This window comes from Eubacterium limosum (assembly GCF_000807675.2).
GTDB lineage: Bacteria > Bacillota > Clostridia > Eubacteriales > Eubacteriaceae > Eubacterium > Eubacterium limosum.
In genome coordinates this window covers 2,367,075-2,382,943 of record NZ_CP019962.1, presented here as the reverse complement: position 1 = coordinate 2,382,943, position 15,869 = coordinate 2,367,075, and the positions used below count along the sequence as shown (strand labels likewise).

Sequence of the window (15,869 nt, the reverse complement as noted above, 5' to 3'; positions counted from 1 at the left end):
ACCTCACTTAATCTGTAAGTTTTGTTTTTCGACCAGATACGCGCCATTGATATGCACTCCTTTTTTAAGCTCTGCCTTGATGGCGTTTTTGTCTGGGGTAACAACGGTCTTAACGGTTGTCAGCTCAGGATGCATGGCTTTCAGCTCCAGTTCATCGTCAATAAAGACGCTTACGGAAGGTCTAAAAGAAAGCTTGTTTCGAGGCGTCTCTAACTTCTTTTGGCCGACTGCAAGCATCTCGGAAGAGAGGTAGGCCTTAAGCCATTCCACTCTTTTCACTGCGGATTCACGGCGCTTTTTAAGGGCTTCTTCCTCAGATTTAATGCCAGCAATATCAGCGTTTAAACCTTTAATCATGCATGCGATGGAATCTGCTTTGTTTTCAAAGTCATCTTCGATGATTTTAAGCGCTTCTTCCATGCTCTCGGCGGTGCATTCTTCATTTTCGATTGCAGATAAAACACCATTATAAATATCTGTTATTTCATAAAGTTTCATTTAAAATTCGCTCCATTTCTTTTTCGTTTTCCTGAAAGAACAGCACGCCATCATAGTTAAAAAAATAGGCTCTCTCTGATTCCTGAAGCTCTACACCTGCCCCATAGGCCAATGCCTGGATTCCCTCATACACGTGCACTTCGGGCTCTGTGTTGGCGCAAATGATGGCCTTTTCGTTACTCCTCAATGCGACGCGCTCCTTCTCATTTCTGGCAAGCGCGTCCACATATTTTCGAATACTCATTGCATTTTTCCTCCAAAGGGTATATACTTTTAATAACTAATTTTTTCCAAGTCCTTATTTGCTGTTCCGGCGTAAGGACTTTTTTTATTTTCATAAAAATTAAAACATTTATCCGCCGGAGTGACAGTGCCCTGCCCTCCGGCTTTTCAAAATCCATTAAAGCTTAAAAAATTTGACTGTTCAGGTTGGACGGGCGCTCATTCCCGTCCGTTTTTATCTTGTGTACTTGTTTACAAACGATTTTTAATTTTTTATTTCCGCGTTTTTAGCCCTGCGGATAAGGCTTTTGACTTAAAGATGAATAATATGGCGCAGCGCGTTTTCGCTATGGCGGAAGACCCATGTATAAGATCATTGTTTTTTCTCCATTCCTGTGGTACAATAACCACGTAACATATGTCTGGTCCCTAATGCGTGGCATCGCTTTGGGACCTTTTTTATTTGCTAAACTCTTTGATCGTCCATGCCAGAAGAGCGATAAACGCAAGGGTATAAACACCGATGGTGGCTAATGCCATTCCATAAATATGGGCGCCTGTCTGGCATAAGGAGGTCAGAATTTCTAACATTAATCCTTCCATAGCCACCCCTTCCGAACCGCCAGGCAGATGCCACCATAGACAGCGATGCCGAGGAGGACGAAGGGTAGGCCTGCTGTTGACAGGTTCATGAGGCGGCCTCCTGCTCTTTCTTACGTTTTTCCATCTCTTCCAAAATGATCCGGTATGCTTGGCTTGTCATAACGTTTGGTGTGACGAGAATATAATTCGGGTCTTTAATCGGGTTCCTGTTGCAATCCTGTAAGTAAACAGCCATTTTCTATGCCTCCTTTAACTGTTTTCGGTACGCTTGCAAGGCCATGTTGGCACCTGCCAGAGCGACCTTGTCCCATTTCGGGATGTGCTTTATTCTTTCTTGTTGCAGGTGGTATGCCTGCCATAACGCTTGCTTTTCCATTGTTTTCTCCTAAACCCCAGCCAACACGATTAACGGGGTCGCAGTGTAGATTAATGAAAGTTAGGGGTTATGCCGTCAGCAAACAACTAGTACAATTTATTTGGAAGGAGATTCATGCTCATGAAGTTTGCGGCCCCGTTAATACTGCTGGCTGGGTGTGCTTGTTATTCTGTTTTATTTCGAATAACAATTTCTTTCCCGAGCGCACTCAATACTTTCTCTGCGTTCTCGAAAGAAATATTTCCTTTTCCAGACTCCCATATGTAAATCGACTTAAATGCGCATCCGCTCTTCTCTGCCAGTTGTAATACGGAAAGTCCCTTTTCTTTTCTACTCTTAATAATTTCTTTATAAATTATGTCCATATTTTGCAACTCCTTTGTAATATGATACAATATATAGTATCTAATAACTTTCGCACAACTATATTGTGTATATCCTAAGAAAGGAGGTTACTTATATGGCTAAAGGCAAATCATGTAAACCGTCTCCAAAAGTTAGTAAAGCAGGAAAAACACTTGCCACCAGCAAATCCAAACCTGCAAAATCTAAAGCGGGAAAAACATTAGCCGACCATAAGGCTGCAAAGCATTAAATTGTTCGAAACAATAGCTTTGTAATTTCGACCATCGCATTTACTTCTGCGTTGGTCGGATTGTCTTTATTTGCAGTCCGAATAACGAACGCTGACAAATCGGTTACCATTTCCTCATAGAGTGATTTTTTCTTTTTGCTTTTTTTCATTTCTATCTCCTTTCTGGTTGATCGGGGGTTTCAAGTTCTACCCTTGCAATAATCCAATCTGCTCATAATTCGGAACCCTTACGAACCCATCAATCAACCGGATACCATACTGCTCACAGATAAGCTGGGCATTACGGGCCACATCCACAGGTGCGGAATCGTTTTTCTGCATCACAGAGGATAGTGCGTTGATCAGCTTTGCAATCTCACCGGGACGATCCGTCAGCGGGGCTTTTCGCATCTCAGCCTCCATCATGTTAAAGGCTTCGATGTATTTTAGCTTCCATTCGATGGCCTTGGGGCCTGTGAAACCCATCGCCAGTAACGAGAAGCCATCTCTGGTGCAAAGATACTCTTTTCGCATTTCACCCTTGGAATCCTTGTATTCTGAGGCAATAAAGTAACGGGCCGGATTTTCGGCCGGTTGAATGGCATCGATCAATTCGACGATTTTTTCTAAAACATGTTTGTGCTGCTTCTCAAAGTTTGCAGCCACTTCACGACTACTTACCACTGTGGTTCCGTTTAGGTTTTTGATTTCTACTTTGTTGTTCATTTTTGAGTTGCCTCCTTTGGGGATGGGTTTTGGGTTTTGAATAACTCTTGTGGTTCGACCCCTAGCACCTTCGAAATTTGTAGCGTGTCTGAAACTTTGATAATCCGTCTGCCATTTAGCATGTCGCTAAAAGTTTGAGCGGGTAGATTAAGACGTTCCGCTACTGCTTTTTGCTTTAGTCCCTTATCGTTGATTATTCTTGCAACATTTTTTGCCACTGGTTGATTTAGGTTTTCGATATTCAACTTTTACTACCTCCGATCTTATGATAGTTTGTATTTCTCAACCTTTATGCTTATTATATTCGTATTTCTCGACTTTGTCAAGGTGCTTCGCTAAAAAAATTCGAGTTTTTCAAACTTTTTATATTGACTTGTCTTTATTTTCTGATTATAATGTAAGCATGAAAGAGGTGGTTCTAATGGCTTTTAAGGATAGAATAAAGGAAGCTCGATTAAATAAAAAAATGACACAAGAACAGTTAGCGCAAAAAATAGGAGTGGCAAAGTCTACGGTCACTGGATACGAAAAGGGTAATAGCGAGCCAAATATGTTAACAGTCTCAAAAATGATGGAAGCTTTAAACGTTGATGCTAATTACCTTTGGCAAGATGAAATGGCTGGTAATTTCCCAGAAAAAGTATCTTATGATGAGTTGACTTTAATTGAAAAATATCGTCAACTCGATACTTACGGCAAAGACACTATTGATTACCTATTATCACGTGAACTTGACCGTTATAACCAATTCAAGCAACAGCAAACAGAGCAGCACGAAGCCGAACTTCAAGTACTCAAAGAAGAATACCAAGACCAGCTTGACCTATATGCCCGACGAATCCCATACGGCGGCACTGCCAACAATGCCCCGCCAATTCCAAAGAAAGGGCATAAAATGGTTAAAATAAATCAATTTGAGGGTGCTTACGGTGCTGGTGGTGGTCAGTATAACGACAACACGGAAATGGTCACAATTGAAGTACCAGAAGATGAACTTCCAGAAGGTGCAGATACCACCATGCACGTTGCGGGCAATTCCATGGAGCCCACCCTCTCCCATGGGGATTCAGTTTATATTCAACACACCGATACCCTTAATATCGGCGATATCGGTGTTTTTTACCTGGACGGTGAATGTTTCATAAAAGAGTATGGTGACGATGAACTGATTTCCCACAACCCCGAATACGCACCGATCCAGATCAGTGAGTTCTCAACGTTTGTGATTCAAGGTAAGGTGCTTGGGAAGAAGATTGAAGGGTTTGTGGAATTGTAAGATATTGTAAGATTCAGTGTCAAAGTTTTAAGAAAAATTTGATAAATAGTTTTTTTTTGAGAGGTGTATAATGGCATTATTTGATAAATTTAAAAAACAAATTTCGGACAGTTTATCTTCTGCGCAAGAACAAATTAAAGATAAAGCAGAAGAATTAACCCCTGCGGCCAAGAACAAAGAGTATCAAGCAAAGATCAAAACATTAGAAGCAGAAAATAAACGCCTACGGTCTGCCCTTTCGCCCGAATTAATGAACAGCACAGAAACAATTTCTGCTTTAGACAAAGAGAGGGAGTCGCTTGAAATTAAAATTAATCGGTTAAACAATAAACTCCTTAACCTAAAAAACGAAATACAAATTAAGAAAAAAGAACTTATTATTTTAGATGACGAGACGCTTTATCAAGACTTTGGTCTTTACTCCCCTATTTATGATCTTGTTAATTCTGAAGCCTATAAGGATAAAATTGCTATTATTCGTCAGCGTCAAAAAGATATGATTAAAAATGACACAGCATGTACTTATAGCAAGAATATGACTCTTAACAACAGCCTGAGTAAAGGCCAAAAAATGGTCAAAGACAATGTCAAGCAGGCTCTTCGCACTTTTAATAATGAATGCGAAACGGTCACCGCAAAAGTCAAATTTAATAACATCGAGTCCATTCGGAACCGTATTGTTAAGTCCAAAGAAAGCCTAGAAAAGCTCAATAAAGCAATGGATATTCAGATTAGCGAGGAATACCTAGATTTGAAATTGCAAGAACTGAATCTCTGTTATGAATATGCTCTAAAAAAACAACAGGAAAAGGAAGCTGCCAAAGAAGAACGCGAGCGCTTAAGAGAAGAAGCTAAATTAGCAAAAGAGATTGAGGAAGCCCGAAAAAATATTCGAAAGGAGCAAAACCATTATCAAAATGCTCTAAAAATGGTTACGCAACAAATCGAAAAGGCTTCTCCAGAGGAACTACCTGACTTAAATGCTAAAAAATTAGAAATTGAGAATAAAATTTCCGAGATCAACGCAGCTATTAAAGATATTGATTATAGAGAAGCTAACAAACGCGCAGGCTATGTATATATTATTTCAAACATTGGAGCCTTTGGCGAAAATGTTTATAAAATAGGCATGACTCGACGCCTAGAGCCATTAGACCGCGTAAACGAACTCGGGGATGCTTCCGTTCCTTTTAATTTTGATGTGCACGCTATGATCTTTTCTGATGATGCTCCATCCCTTGAAAATGCATTACATAAAGCGTTTGAGGATAAAAAAATCAATATGGTAAATCAACGGAGAGAATTTTTTAATGTAACACTGGACGAAATTATCAATGAAGTTCAGAAAAATCACGATAAAACCGTTGATTTTATTAGAACCCCACAAGCCGAGCAATACCGCGAGAGCATGATGTTGAAAAAGCAAGCCCATAAAGCGCAATAAAAAAACGCCCCCGTGCTACCAACACAGAGGCGATGACATACACAAAACCGAGAGGTCTCATATAATGTCCCTGAACAAGATAATTATATCAGACCTCCCGGTAAAACTCAATACCGGGTATTTTTATACCCTTTTTTAGGAGGTCTTTGATATGAAAAAGAGAGCGGGTCTTTATATCCGCGTAAGTACAGAAGAACAAGTGGACAATTATTCGATTCCAGAACAGAAACGCCGCCTTGAAGCTTACTGCCAGAGCCATGATTGGGCGGTAGCCGAAGAATATATTGACGGCGGTTTCTCTGGCGCTAAACTAGACCGGCCGGCCATGCAAAAGATGATTACGGATACCAAGGCTGGGAATTTGGACGTAGTCGTGTCCTTGAAACTCGACAGGCTATCCCGAAGCCAAAAAGATACCCTGCACCTTATTGAAGATATCTTTCTCCCCTGCCACGTTGATTATGTCTCCGTAAACGAGAGCTTCGACACCGGAACCAGCTTTGGCCGGGCCATGGTCGGGATTCTATCCGTTTTCGCCCAGCTTGAACGGGAGCAGATTCTTGAGCGAATGCACAGCGGAATGGAAGCAAGAGTCCGATCCGGTCTGATCCATGGTGGACTGCCTTTTGGATATGATCGCAAAGAAAAAGGGTTAGTCATTAACGAATCCCAAGCCGCAATTGTCCGTGAAATTTTTGATTATTGGTTGAAGGGGGCTAGCTACTCCGAAATCAGTCGAATCATGACAAAGAAATATCCCGGTGCACTAGCTTGGCACGCCATCACCTCGGTGATACAAATACTTAAAAACCCTGTCTACATTGGCAAAGTAAACTTTAATGGTGAAGTCCTTGATGGTCTGCACGACCCCATTCTCAGCGATGCCGTATTTGAGCAAGCGCAGGTCCTGATCCAGACAAAAACACGGTGGCAAGGGAAACAAACCCGGTATCTATTAACCGGAATTCTCTGGTGTGCTAAATGCGGTGAACGATACGGCGTTCGGTCAACAAAGTGCAATGGGGTTCAATACTCTTATTACTGTTGCTGCCCTAATCGAAAGAAGCCAGGCAGCGAATTTAAGAAAAAGTGTAAGTCAAAAAGCTGGCCAACACATAAATTGGATAGTATGATTATAGATACGATCAAACGATTATCTTTCGATCGGCAGTATTTTGAGGAACTGAGCAATCCCGCTGCCGATAGTAACATTAATAATCTGACCCGTCTTGACAAAGAGATATCTGAGTGCGACCAACAGGTCGAAAAGCTGATGGATCTTTATACACTGGATAAATTACCACTGGATAAACTGAATAAAAAAATAAATGCATTATATGAGAAAAAGAAAAAACTTGAAGACGATCTTTCCAAATTGAGAAAACCAGTTGTTCAGTCTTATGAAGATTACAAAGAGATATTCGATTCTGTTGATATAATTCTTGAAACCGGAGACATAAAACAGAAAAAAGCACTAATTCGTTCGATCATCAAACGAATCGAAATCAATGACGACGACGTCACCATTATATTTAACTTCCAAAACGGCTAAAAATGGCCGTTTTTTTTAGTTTAGTTAATTTTATAACTGACATTCCCGCCGATCTCGCCGTAGTTCAGGTTCATCTTGAGCTCGTGCTTGGTTTTGATGCGTTCATAGGCCATGGGGTGTTCCTCCTTTCGTTTTTCTGGTTTAAGTTTACCATCACAGCAGCTCCCGGTATATGGACAGTATAAAGTGTCCACTCTGGCCCATTTGGTCAGCGGTTTCCGGGGGCGGGCTGCCCAGGCAGGCAGTCAGCTGTTCCCGGCTGTAGGCGCTCACGGCCTCGCCCCGCTCTGCCCGGAAAACGGTCTTATGGCTGAGGCCGGCCGCCTCGGCCAGGGCCTGCTGGGTCAGCCCTCTGGCGCTGCGGCTCTCCCGCAGCCAGCGGGCAAAGGCGGCGGTCACGTTTCCGCCACCCACTGCTGGCGCAGGGTAAGGCCGGGGTGGTTGTCCTCCGCCTCGTCGAGGACTTCGGCAAACCGGTTCTCGGCCTCCTCCAGGGTGTGGGCTCTTATGGTGCAGCGCAGGGTGCCCTCGGCCATACATTCATAGGCGGTGTAGCCCGGCGCTTCGTAAAAGCGCTCGCCGTAGAGATCGGCGTAGCTGTCCTTTAAAATTCCCATGCTTTCTCCTCCTCTGCCTTTTGATCCCTGAGGGCCATGCCTGCCCAGAAGCGCTCGACCGGGTCGGGATACGCTGCCTCGAGCTGGCGCTCTTCCTCCTCAGTGAGTTTTGGCGGAATGTTGAAGCCGTTGGGGTTGGTGTCCGCATACCCTGGAATACTCTTTGTGTTTATATATTTATTATTTATATCTGAATCAGAAGAAAACCGGTTTTGTTCCCGAGGGCGTTCCGGTTGGAATCCCGCCGGGTTTCCACTGCATTCCGCGGCGGGCTTCCAGAAGAAACTGCTGCCGGAATGGGCTGCGGAACTCAGGCGAACCTGCCGCAGCCCTGTGTCGAAGGGAATCAGGGCGTAGCGGGCGGGGTGGCCGCCGGAAGCCTTCTGGTATTCCAGCCGGGAATACCGGATAAGCTCCTGCCGGAGTTCCCAGAGGCGTTTCGAGGAGATTCCGTCCATGAAGGCGCGCAGCGCGCTGCTGTCCACCTCGAACCATACGGGCCAGTACCAGCTGCCGTCCTCGTCCTGGACGGCGGCGGCGTTGTTTTTTATAAAAAGGTACACCCAGAGGCCCAGGATCTCTAAGGACCTGCGCGGCCGGGCCATGAGCCAGGCCATGAAGCCTAAAAACTCAGTCACAAAGTTCATGGCTGCCACGCTCCAGTACAGGGTAGATGTTGTTTTCGGCCAGCAGACCGCGGATAAAGCGTTTGCCCTTCTGGGTCCACTGCAGGCTCTCCACCACCTTGACGCTGCCGTCTTTTTTGCGGATGGTGTCGGTGTTGGTGGCCGCGTAGCCTGCGTCCTGCCAGGCCTCGTACAAATACCAGCGCTTCCCCTTTTTGAACTGGACGCCCAGACTGTGGAGCAGGCGGTTCATAAAATCCGCGGTCATGCCGTAATCTTTGGCGATGCCGGTGATGGGGATGAGCGCCTGGCTGTCGAGGACGCGCTTCGCGTAGTCGGCCTCTGCCTGCAGCCCGGCGATGACCTTCTCGGCCTCCAGCACCGCGGCGGCCAGCAGGGCCTTATCCTGGGGCATGGAAAGGGCCTGCCGGCAGAGCTGTTCCTCCATGGCGTTAAAGGCCTGGATGTACCGGAGCTTCCATGAGAGGGCCTGGGCGCCGGTAAAGCCCATGACCAGCAGGGCGAAGCCGTCCCGGGTGACGAGGTATTCCTTCTGTGTTCTTCCGTACTGGTCAACATAAGTGGAGCTCATAAAAAGATCGGCGCAATTTTGTGCCGATGTCTCCCGCCTCAGCAGGGTGATACGCCTCAGCACGCTCTTGTGGGCCCGCTCAAAGTCCCGGGCTATCTGCCGGCTCCCTACCACCGGGCGGTTTTTCCACAGGGTGACTTCAATCATTTTGTCCGTTTTTGAATTTTCTGCACAATGAACAAGGCCGCGGGATGTCTCCGGACCTTTGTTTTGGGTTTTCATCATTGTACCTCCTCAAGCATCAGAAATTTCATCTTTTTGAGATGATACCGTGAGTTTACCCTATTCCTATGTCAATCACATCCTAAACCCAGTGCAAACCCCCGCCCCGGCCGGCGGCCCTTCCCACCACCCGGGCAAGCCAATTTTCACCGCCTCCGGCTATATTTCTCAGACGCTCCAGGGGACTCTCCGTCCTGCCAGCCACTTCGTTAACGTTTTCACAATCCGGCATAAAAAGCCCGCAGGACAGCACAAAAGCGGCCAGGCCGAGGAGCCATCTGTAAATGCGGTGAATGGTGTTGTCAGCGCAGGGCACATCGCGGCGGCCCTCGGCAATGGCCTGGTGCACCTCCGCGCTGTATTGGCGTCTGGGCACAACACCCTGGGGCAGGTTGCGCTGCGGGCGTGTGTGCAGCTCGCAGGTCTCGCAGGTGCAGACCAGACGGCGCGGCCGCATCTCCCTCCGGACGCCGTCCATACCGATAAGCACGCGCCAGAAGTGGTCGCGCACACTCATAGGCGCGCTGCACCGCGGGCAGTCCGGCATCTCCTCGTAAACAATCTTCAGGAGCTGCCGGGCTTCATGTCCCTCGCCGCCGGTCTCCCCTTTCACAATAAGCTGTGCTTTAGATATGAGCATATTTTTCTCCCCGGGACTCCCGGGCGCCGCAGGCCAATAAAAAAACCGGCACACAGCGCCCATTGAGCGTCTGTGTGCCGGTTGATTGACATGTGTCCCGGAAACCATTATTTATTTTGGTAGCTTTACCACTTTAATGCTGTTTTTTCATTAGGGATATTATATCACATTCGGTTTGTTTTGTCTCGATTTTTTTATGCGCTGAGTTTTTCTTCCGGTCATTTTTCTTTATTCCAGCGGCCAATAGGGTTTTACTGTCCGCGGGCTGTGTTTTTATCTGGGCTGTGTTTCCACTTTTTCCAGCGAATAGGCCACCACAGCCGGGTGCAGGAGATGGAGGTTCTCAAGATTTACATGGTCGGCCCTGCCAAAGCTGTACCCGATTTCCAGATCGATCTCACAGTGCTCTCCCGCATGGCAGGTGTAATGCACGTGTTTATTGTTTGGCGCCGGTGCGCTCCAGGCGCCGCCGTCCGGGTTAAAGACTGCGTGGTTCAGCCGCACATCGCCCTCCAGAACCTGGATAGCACACCGGCATTTTCCTGGGCTCACAGGCAAAAGGCAGAAGCCGGAGCCGGGACGAAGCTGTCCGGACAGGCGGACAATTCCCTTGTTTTTTGAATACTTTGGCCGTGTAAGCATAAATGTCCCTTCTTTCTCGCAATAAAAAAAGCGGACAACCCCCATTGATGTAGAAGTTATCAGCCTGCGCGTTTTTGGAAATCCACGGGAAACTTCATTCCCTTGTCGTTCTTTTTGGATTTATTATACCATATTTCGGAAATTATTCAAGTTTTTTGTAAAACGCGCAGAACTAAACAGCGAGAAGCCGGGAAAGACTCCCGGAAACCGTCCGCTCTCAAAATGAGATATGTCAGGGGAACTTTCAGATTTGGGACGATTTCCCGGGGGGCGGGTTTTAGTACAGCCTTCGGCGCTTTTTACACGTCAAGCTGGTTTTTTAATGCTTCGTACAATTTGAGCAAAGGGTTATAGTACAGCATAAGCGCACCTCCTGTCTAAATGGTTTGTCCCGGCGATTTATGCCGGTGCTCAGAAGCTATCAGAGGCTGGCTGTCAACCACAGTTAGGAGGAAGCTTCATTCCTCAGCCGTTTAAATTCCAGAGCTTTTTTCCTGTATGGGCTTGCGCCTCTCTGCTCCGGCGGCGGCTTTTTTGTCAAGGGCTGTTTCGATCTGACGGCTGTAATCCATCAGCACAGCGCGCTGCCTTTCCAGGACGCTGACGGTGTCGTCTGTCGATGCTTTCACCTCGGCTCTCTGTACAAGGGTTTTGGCCATAAAGGCGTCCAGGGCGTCCTCCACAGCGCCGACCTCTTCCTGGAACTGTTTACCAAACTGGCGCTGGCTCTCCCTCAGCCGGTAGCGGTTATCGCTTAAAAGGCTGGTAAAGCCGCGTTTCAGGCTCTCCTCTGCCGCGGTCTGTGCCTGCTTAAGCAACCGTGCCCGCGCCCTTTTAGGCGGCAGTAAAAACACCAGGCGGTCTGGACTCAGGGCCAACTCCGCCTGGTAGGGAAACACCTCAAAACGGAGGTCGCTGGCGGCTGACAGGGTATGGGCCTCAGCGGTAAATATCTCCGCTGCCTGAAAGCAGGCGCTGATCTCCCGGTAAAGGGTGCGGGTTATTTCCTGAAGGGCCTGGCTGAAGCTGTTGGCGGCCGCTTCGTAGTCTGCCCGCATTCTGGCAAGGTTCTCCTCCCCGGCGCAGGCGACTGCCGCGGACACCTCCCGCTCGACCGCCGAGCGCAGGGCCTTGTCAAAGGCTTTTGGCGGCAGGTCGCCGCTCCTGCCGTTGAGGTCGTCCAGTACAGCACCCAGAGTCCTGAGCGCTTCGGGCCTGCGGCGGTTTAATTGGGCCTCAAGGTCACTGATCAGCTGGTCGCTGGCCATCTGCATAAGGTAAACGGCCTCGTCGGCCATGCGCCGGGCCTTCTGTTTTGTGCTTTGCAGGTTTTCCGAAATGGCCTGGAGCTGTTCAAGGGGCATCTCATAGGCTGACTGTGAAAGGGCCAGCTTATGCTCTGCGGTTATTAAAGCCCTGGCGGCTTTGCGGGCTACAGAGTCTGCCAAAAGGTGTGTGCCCATTCTCTCAAAATCCTCAAATATCCGGTTCATCAGCCGCTGTATACCCTCATCTTCCGGCGTGGCCGCGCTGATGGGGTATATGGCGCTCTCCTGTCCGCCCATGAGCTTCTCCAGCTGGGCCTGGCAGTAATCCAGATAGCGCCGGAGATCTTCCCCGCTGATAGTATCGGTTTTATTCACTGCGAAGTAAAGCCGTACCTGGTCCTTTTGCAGCTGTTTAATAAATCGGCACTCAATCTCGTTGATGGGGCTGTCCACAGACAGCATAAAAATCGCCGCGTCTGTTTTTCCGGTAAAGCCAGACGCCATGTCGGTATTGCCCCGGTGCAGGGAGCCGACCCCCGGTGTATCGACCAGAACCACCCCACTTTTCAAAAAATCCGCGGGGTAGCCGATGGCTACGCCTGTTACCTGACGGTAATTCTCGGGGTTTTCACCCTCATCCACAAAGGCCTTGACCGCCTTCAGCGGAATTTTTTCGGAAGCTGCCTTTTCATAGCTTACTTCTGCCCCGGCCTGCTCTTTATAGAACAGCTGGGTCACCACCGAGGTGACGGGTACAATGCCTGTGGGCAGCACGGGCGCGCCGAGCAGCTGGTTGATGAAGGTACTTTTGCCGCGCTTAAACTGTCCGAAAACAGCTAAAACAAGCTGGTTTTCCGCAAGCCGCTTTCTCAAATTTTCAAGCTGACGGGCCTCCTGGCCGCAGAGCGGGTTCTCTCTCAGCAGCGGCAGGGCAGCGTCAAGCATTGTCCATAGGTCGTTCGGTTGTATCACTTGTGTCCTCCTTAAATATCTGACGGTATAAGTCCATGCCAAAGCTGACAGGCTGCGGCGCTCCGGTCTTTATTTTAAAGGTCCGGCTGCCGTTATCCTGGCGTTCTGCCCTCAAAAACAGGATATCCGGGCGCTCCAGATCAAAAAGCTCCTGGGAAAAACGGTAAAAATGGGTAACGAACACCACACGCACCCCGGCTGCCAGCAGCGCCAGGGTGATCTGCTCTGCGATCTCTGAGCCCTCGCTCTCATTGGTGGCTGAAAAAGACTCATTGAGAAGCACCAGGGAGGCTGGCCTTAGCTGGCTGACTATGTCATTCATGCGCTTAAGCTCCTCCTCCAGCTTTCCGCTATCCATTCCGCGATCCTCGGGCCGTCTGAAATGGGTAAAAATTCCATCGCACAGGCTGGCCTCAAAGGCCTCGGCCGGCACAAAAAGGCCGCATTGCAGCATGAGCTGTGCCAGTCCAAGACTTCTGAGAAAGGTAGATTTCCCGCCCTGGTTGGCTCCGGTGACAACGGTGAGGGCAGCGCCGTCCTCGATCAGTGTGTTGCCCACCACTTCCGCGCCCCGTATAAGGGCAAGGCCAATATCATAAAGACCGCTGTAGCTCCGGGCGCAGTCCACAGCCGGCCTTATCACCGGAAAAGCTGTGGGAGCGCCCACGTCCACCAGAACCTCATACAGGGCTAATCCGGCCATGTAAAAGTCCAGCTCTGTCAAAAGCTGTTCATAAAAACGGGACAGCGTCCGGGCACTCCTGACAATGGCCACGGCGGCCCGGGCGCTGCTCTGATCCTTGAGGGCTGTCAGTGTCGCCAGGCCGGACATGTCCCTTGGGTCCACATGGATCACCAGCTCCCTGTCCCTGTGAAGCCAGTGCCTGAACGGGCTGCCGGCTGGGCGTTCAGGCTTGAGCAGGGTATACCCGGACAGCGGGCCGCCCGGGCCGACACCTGCGTTGGCTGTCAGACCTCTGGGAAAAGAGAGACCGGCCAGGTGTGCTTTCATCTCTGTGTAGGCTGTCTCCGGCACACGGTCAGAGACCTGGGCGAAAAGCTGCCTGAAGCCCTCCGAATGAAAGCTTTCTCCTTTTTCCTCTGCCAGCAGCCTGAGCTCCCTGGTCCGGTCCAGGGCTTTATCCAGATAGTCTGAAGCGCTGGACAATGACGCGCTGGGCCTTTCCAGCTCACTGAAAAAGGAAAGGTAGATACCCCGCCGCTCGCGGACTGCGTCCCGGGCGATGCTGTAGAGCGCGCGAAAGGCCTCAGGCTGCTCAAGGCAGTCTTTCAGAACAGCCTGCCGGTAACGCAGCACCTGCACATCTTTTTCGCTGTTCAGCAGCACCCACCTGGCTGTGTGCCACCGGTCCAGATCGTCCTGGGCCATAACCTCCAAAAGGGTTTCCAGTCCCAGATCCTTTATGAGCGCCTCCTGGTGGGCCTTCAGATTTTTCTGGACCAGCAGGTCCTGATCGGGGTACAGCATGTGGGGCTTCATGAGCTCACCCGCCTTTTGATGTCTGCCTCCCGCAGGCAGTATTTCCTTACGAGAGCCTGGGCATAGGACTGCCCGTCCGCCGGCCTGCGCAGGATTTTAAAGGACCGCTCCGCTGTTCCGGCGTCGAGGGTGCTCACAAAGCTGGCTGTTGTCTTGCTGTATTTGGACAGCTCGGTCATAAAGGTTACGCAGACACAATACGCCCCCAGGGCCTGGAGCCGCGCAAAGACTTTCCGGCCAAGGGCCAGTCCGTCCTTCAGCGCAGTGGAGGTGAAAATTTCATTCAGGAGGACCAGGCTGTGGGCGTCTGCCTGGGCCAGGATGGCATGGACACGGAGCAGGTCGTCCTGAAGCTTCCCGTTTTGGCCGCGGCTGTCCTCACCGCGCTCAAAGTGGGTGAATATCCGCGACGGCAGAAAGAGCGCTGCCGATGCCCCGGGGACTGGCAATCCCAGGGCCGCCAGACAGCACAGCTGGCCAAGCATCCGGGCAAAGGTGGTTTTTCCGCCCTGATTGGGGCCTGAAACCACCAGAATACGCTCCCCTGGCCGGGTTACACAGCTGTTGACCACTATGCCCCGTCCCCCGCTCTTTTTTGCGAGCACCAGATCAAAGGCATCTCTGACCGCCAGACCGCCGCCTCTGGCTACTTCCGGCACACAGAAGGGCAAGCCGCTGTCCTCAAGGGGTTTGATATAGCGGAGATAGGCCTGTAAAAAACAGTATTCACGCTCGAAGCCCAAAACTTCCGCCTCCAGAAAATCCGGATACGCCCCGCAAAACGCCCCCAGGGCGCCAAAGGCTTCGGGGTAATCGTCCACCGCCTGTCCAAGAATCGCGCGCTCGATATGGTTTAAGCGCGCACTGACACGAAAGCGCATTTCCGACGGGTCATAGGGGCTTTCCGAAAGCTTTTCAAAACACTGCCCGACCACCGCGCCATAATCCTCTGGCTCCGCCTTGCCCTTTCCCACACGGATGGTGGTCCCGTTAATATTAAGCCGCAGATATACTTTTCCAAGCGCCTCCCTCACTACGGCTATTTCCGACTTCATGCAGACAAAGCGCCGGCTCTGGGCATAGGCGGCCAGCCAGCGCCGCAGGCCTGTGAGGGCGGTCGAGTCCAGGGCAGAGGCCTGAAACACGCCGCTCAGGCCCTCAACCGCCTCACAGTAGAGCGCTGCCGCCTCAAAAAACCATCCCCGCTGGTTCCAGGTGTCCGACAAACTCCGGGCCAGCTTTAACTGTCTTCGTACTTCCGCCATCTGCTCTGTAAACTGGTCGGACGCGGCCTTTATTTCCGGCCTCATACAGTCCCGAAAAGCGGCCTGGCGGTAGGCGACCGCCTCCCTGTCGCCGCACAGCGTGTAATACAGCGGGCGCAGGCGGCAGCGATCCTCTGCCCCTATCATGCGCTCAAGCAGCTGGTCAAGGTTCAGATCCACAAAATAATCTGGCATAGCGGACACTTCGTCCTGGGGCGTTGGCCATAAAATACTGGTATTCATTGTCATTACT

At 49.7% G+C, this 15,869-nt stretch carries 22 protein-coding genes and 1 riboswitch; of the genes, 4 read left to right on the top strand and 18 right to left on the bottom strand.

Going from position 1 to position 15,869, the window contains the following annotated elements:
- Nucleotides 1-3: 3 nt before the first annotated feature.
- The 6 genes from B2M23_RS11170 to B2M23_RS11160 form a co-directional block, all read right to left on the bottom strand.
- Entirely contained in the window at nucleotides 4-498 is a 495-nt protein-coding gene (locus tag B2M23_RS11170; protein WP_038353640.1) for a siphovirus Gp157 family protein, read from the bottom strand.
- Nucleotides 485-742: a hypothetical protein gene (locus B2M23_RS11165; protein WP_038353639.1), complete on the bottom strand. Its 258-nt coding sequence runs from the start codon at nucleotides 740-742 to the stop codon at nucleotides 485-487. The genes B2M23_RS11170 and B2M23_RS11165 overlap by 14 nt, the downstream gene beginning before the upstream one ends.
- 437 nt (nucleotides 743-1,179) lie before the next feature.
- Nucleotides 1,180-1,323, bottom strand: a complete 144-nt coding sequence (locus B2M23_RS21205; RefSeq protein ID WP_167617872.1) for a hypothetical protein — start codon at nucleotides 1,321-1,323, stop codon at nucleotides 1,180-1,182.
- Between the two features lie 85 nt (nucleotides 1,324-1,408).
- The gene (locus tag B2M23_RS21200; RefSeq protein ID WP_167617870.1) at nucleotides 1,409-1,558 is read right to left on the bottom strand and encodes a hypothetical protein; all 150 of its coding nucleotides are present in this window, start codon (nucleotides 1,556-1,558) and stop codon (nucleotides 1,409-1,411) included.
- Nucleotides 1,559-1,561: 3 nt separating this feature from the next.
- On the bottom strand, nucleotides 1,562-1,699 hold the full coding sequence (locus tag B2M23_RS21195; RefSeq protein ID WP_167617868.1) for a hypothetical protein: 138 nt from the start codon (nucleotides 1,697-1,699) through the stop codon (nucleotides 1,562-1,564).
- Between the two features lie 164 nt (nucleotides 1,700-1,863).
- Nucleotides 1,864-2,064: a helix-turn-helix transcriptional regulator gene (locus tag B2M23_RS11160; RefSeq protein ID WP_038353638.1), complete on the bottom strand. Its 201-nt coding sequence runs from the start codon at nucleotides 2,062-2,064 to the stop codon at nucleotides 1,864-1,866.
- Between the two features lie 95 nt (nucleotides 2,065-2,159).
- Here B2M23_RS11160 and B2M23_RS21680 point away from each other — a divergent pair, with 95 nt between their 5' ends.
- Nucleotides 2,160-2,294, top strand: a complete 135-nt coding sequence (locus tag B2M23_RS21680; RefSeq protein WP_256198559.1) for a hypothetical protein — start codon at nucleotides 2,160-2,162, stop codon at nucleotides 2,292-2,294.
- Here B2M23_RS21680 and B2M23_RS21190 read toward each other — a convergent pair.
- The 3 genes from B2M23_RS21190 to B2M23_RS11150 are packed head-to-tail and all read right to left on the bottom strand — an operon-like array spanning nucleotide 2,291 to nucleotide 3,244.
- Complete coding sequence (locus tag B2M23_RS21190) at nucleotides 2,291-2,443, bottom strand: hypothetical protein (RefSeq protein WP_167617866.1); 153 nt, start codon at nucleotides 2,441-2,443, stop codon at nucleotides 2,291-2,293. The two genes, B2M23_RS21680 and B2M23_RS21190, sit on opposite strands and share 4 nt — an antisense overlap.
- A gap of 37 nt (nucleotides 2,444-2,480) precedes the next feature.
- On the bottom strand, nucleotides 2,481-2,999 hold the full coding sequence (locus B2M23_RS11155; RefSeq protein ID WP_052237415.1) for a Rha family transcriptional regulator: 519 nt from the start codon (nucleotides 2,997-2,999) through the stop codon (nucleotides 2,481-2,483).
- Entirely contained in the window at nucleotides 2,996-3,244 is a 249-nt protein-coding gene (locus tag B2M23_RS11150) for a helix-turn-helix domain-containing protein (protein WP_052237414.1), read from the bottom strand. The genes B2M23_RS11155 and B2M23_RS11150 overlap by 4 nt, the downstream gene beginning before the upstream one ends.
- A gap of 176 nt (nucleotides 3,245-3,420) precedes the next feature.
- Here B2M23_RS11150 and B2M23_RS11145 point away from each other — a divergent pair, with 176 nt between their 5' ends.
- The 3 genes from B2M23_RS11145 to B2M23_RS11135 all read left to right on the top strand — a co-directional run bounded on the left by B2M23_RS11145 (nucleotide 3,421) and on the right by B2M23_RS11135 (nucleotide 7,271).
- Complete coding sequence (locus tag B2M23_RS11145) at nucleotides 3,421-4,275, top strand: XRE family transcriptional regulator (protein WP_052237413.1); 855 nt, start codon at nucleotides 3,421-3,423, stop codon at nucleotides 4,273-4,275.
- A gap of 70 nt (nucleotides 4,276-4,345) precedes the next feature.
- Nucleotides 4,346-5,719, top strand: coding sequence for an SNIPE associated domain-containing protein (locus tag B2M23_RS11140; RefSeq protein WP_038353637.1), 1,374 nt, complete (start codon nucleotides 4,346-4,348; stop codon nucleotides 5,717-5,719).
- 151 nt (nucleotides 5,720-5,870) lie between these two features.
- The gene (locus tag B2M23_RS11135; protein ID WP_038353636.1) at nucleotides 5,871-7,271 is read left to right on the top strand and encodes a recombinase family protein; all 1,401 of its coding nucleotides are present in this window, start codon (nucleotides 5,871-5,873) and stop codon (nucleotides 7,269-7,271) included.
- A 153-nt stretch (nucleotides 7,272-7,424) separates the two neighbouring features.
- On the opposite strand, the gene B2M23_RS21185 is transcribed toward B2M23_RS11135, so the two are convergent.
- The 9 genes from B2M23_RS21185 to B2M23_RS11090 all read right to left on the bottom strand — a co-directional run bounded on the left by B2M23_RS21185 (nucleotide 7,425) and on the right by B2M23_RS11090 (nucleotide 15,859).
- Nucleotides 7,425-7,670 carry a helix-turn-helix transcriptional regulator gene (locus B2M23_RS21185; protein ID WP_052237412.1) on the bottom strand — a complete coding sequence of 82 codons (246 nt, stop codon included), beginning with the start codon at nucleotides 7,668-7,670 and terminating at the stop codon, nucleotides 7,425-7,427.
- A complete protein-coding gene (locus B2M23_RS11125) occupies nucleotides 7,667-7,888 on the bottom strand; it encodes a hypothetical protein (protein WP_038353620.1) in 222 nt (73 codons plus the stop codon). The genes B2M23_RS21185 and B2M23_RS11125 overlap by 4 nt, the downstream gene beginning before the upstream one ends.
- On the bottom strand, nucleotides 7,876-8,535 hold the full coding sequence (locus B2M23_RS11120) for a hypothetical protein (protein WP_038353619.1): 660 nt from the start codon (nucleotides 8,533-8,535) through the stop codon (nucleotides 7,876-7,878). Before B2M23_RS11120 ends, B2M23_RS11125 begins: the two co-directional genes overlap by 13 nt.
- Nucleotides 8,519-9,331 carry a Rha family transcriptional regulator gene (locus B2M23_RS11115; RefSeq protein WP_081571189.1) on the bottom strand — a complete coding sequence of 271 codons (813 nt, stop codon included), beginning with the start codon at nucleotides 9,329-9,331 and terminating at the stop codon, nucleotides 8,519-8,521. The genes B2M23_RS11120 and B2M23_RS11115 overlap by 17 nt, the downstream gene beginning before the upstream one ends.
- Before the next feature lie 79 nt (nucleotides 9,332-9,410).
- Complete coding sequence (locus B2M23_RS11110; protein ID WP_038353618.1) at nucleotides 9,411-9,968, bottom strand: DUF6431 domain-containing protein; 558 nt, start codon at nucleotides 9,966-9,968, stop codon at nucleotides 9,411-9,413.
- A gap of 273 nt (nucleotides 9,969-10,241) precedes the next feature.
- Nucleotides 10,242-10,610: a hypothetical protein gene (locus B2M23_RS11105; RefSeq protein ID WP_038353617.1), complete on the bottom strand. Its 369-nt coding sequence runs from the start codon at nucleotides 10,608-10,610 to the stop codon at nucleotides 10,242-10,244.
- A gap of 43 nt (nucleotides 10,611-10,653) precedes the next feature.
- Nucleotides 10,654-10,721, bottom strand: a riboswitch (Fluoride riboswitch).
- Between the two features lie 362 nt (nucleotides 10,722-11,083).
- Nucleotides 11,084-12,850, bottom strand: coding sequence for a dynamin family protein (locus tag B2M23_RS11100; RefSeq protein ID WP_146209142.1), 1,767 nt, complete (start codon nucleotides 12,848-12,850; stop codon nucleotides 11,084-11,086).
- The gene (locus B2M23_RS11095) at nucleotides 12,816-14,351 is read right to left on the bottom strand and encodes a MutS-related protein (RefSeq protein ID WP_038353616.1); all 1,536 of its coding nucleotides are present in this window, start codon (nucleotides 14,349-14,351) and stop codon (nucleotides 12,816-12,818) included. Before B2M23_RS11095 ends, B2M23_RS11100 begins: the two co-directional genes overlap by 35 nt.
- The gene (locus B2M23_RS11090) at nucleotides 14,348-15,859 is read right to left on the bottom strand and encodes a MutS-related protein (protein ID WP_038353615.1); all 1,512 of its coding nucleotides are present in this window, start codon (nucleotides 15,857-15,859) and stop codon (nucleotides 14,348-14,350) included. Before B2M23_RS11090 ends, B2M23_RS11095 begins: the two co-directional genes overlap by 4 nt.
- Between the last annotated feature and the right edge of the window lie 10 nt (nucleotides 15,860-15,869).

Excerpts from the sequence above, each read along its gene's own strand:
- B2M23_RS11125 (WP_038353620.1), bottom strand. The coding sequence starts at position 7,888 with ATGGGAATTTTAAAGGACAGCTACGCCGATCTCTACGGCGAGCGCTTT.
- B2M23_RS11155 (WP_052237415.1), bottom strand. The coding sequence starts at position 2,999 with ATGAACAACAAAGTAGAAATCAAAAACCTAAACGGAACCACAGTGGTA.
- B2M23_RS11135 (WP_038353636.1), top strand. The coding sequence starts at position 5,871 with ATGAAAAAGAGAGCGGGTCTTTATATCCGCGTAAGTACAGAAGAACAA.
- B2M23_RS21680 (WP_256198559.1), top strand. The coding sequence starts at position 2,160 with ATGGCTAAAGGCAAATCATGTAAACCGTCTCCAAAAGTTAGTAAAGCA.
- B2M23_RS21205 (WP_167617872.1), bottom strand. The coding sequence starts at position 1,323 with ATGGAAGGATTAATGTTAGAAATTCTGACCTCCTTATGCCAGACAGGC.
- B2M23_RS21200 (WP_167617870.1), bottom strand. The coding sequence starts at position 1,558 with ATGGCTGTTTACTTACAGGATTGCAACAGGAACCCGATTAAAGACCCG.
- B2M23_RS11110 (WP_038353618.1), bottom strand. The coding sequence starts at position 9,968 with ATGCTCATATCTAAAGCACAGCTTATTGTGAAAGGGGAGACCGGCGGC.
- B2M23_RS11090 (WP_038353615.1), bottom strand. The coding sequence starts at position 15,859 with ATGAATACCAGTATTTTATGGCCAACGCCCCAGGACGAAGTGTCCGCT.
- B2M23_RS11140 (WP_038353637.1), top strand. The coding sequence starts at position 4,346 with ATGGCATTATTTGATAAATTTAAAAAACAAATTTCGGACAGTTTATCT.
- B2M23_RS11095 (WP_038353616.1), bottom strand. The coding sequence starts at position 14,351 with ATGAAGCCCCACATGCTGTACCCCGATCAGGACCTGCTGGTCCAGAAA.
- B2M23_RS21190 (WP_167617866.1), bottom strand. The coding sequence starts at position 2,443 with ATGAAAAAAAGCAAAAAGAAAAAATCACTCTATGAGGAAATGGTAACC.
- B2M23_RS21195 (WP_167617868.1), bottom strand. The coding sequence starts at position 1,699 with ATGGAAAAGCAAGCGTTATGGCAGGCATACCACCTGCAACAAGAAAGA.
- B2M23_RS11165 (WP_038353639.1), bottom strand. The coding sequence starts at position 742 with ATGAGTATTCGAAAATATGTGGACGCGCTTGCCAGAAATGAGAAGGAG.
- B2M23_RS11170 (WP_038353640.1), bottom strand. The coding sequence starts at position 498 with ATGAAACTTTATGAAATAACAGATATTTATAATGGTGTTTTATCTGCA.
- B2M23_RS11120 (WP_038353619.1), bottom strand. The coding sequence starts at position 8,535 with ATGAACTTTGTGACTGAGTTTTTAGGCTTCATGGCCTGGCTCATGGCC.
- B2M23_RS11160 (WP_038353638.1), bottom strand. The coding sequence starts at position 2,064 with ATGGACATAATTTATAAAGAAATTATTAAGAGTAGAAAAGAAAAGGGA.
- B2M23_RS11105 (WP_038353617.1), bottom strand. The coding sequence starts at position 10,610 with ATGCTTACACGGCCAAAGTATTCAAAAAACAAGGGAATTGTCCGCCTG.
- B2M23_RS11115 (WP_081571189.1), bottom strand. The coding sequence starts at position 9,331 with ATGATGAAAACCCAAAACAAAGGTCCGGAGACATCCCGCGGCCTTGTT.
- B2M23_RS11145 (WP_052237413.1), top strand. The coding sequence starts at position 3,421 with ATGGCTTTTAAGGATAGAATAAAGGAAGCTCGATTAAATAAAAAAATG.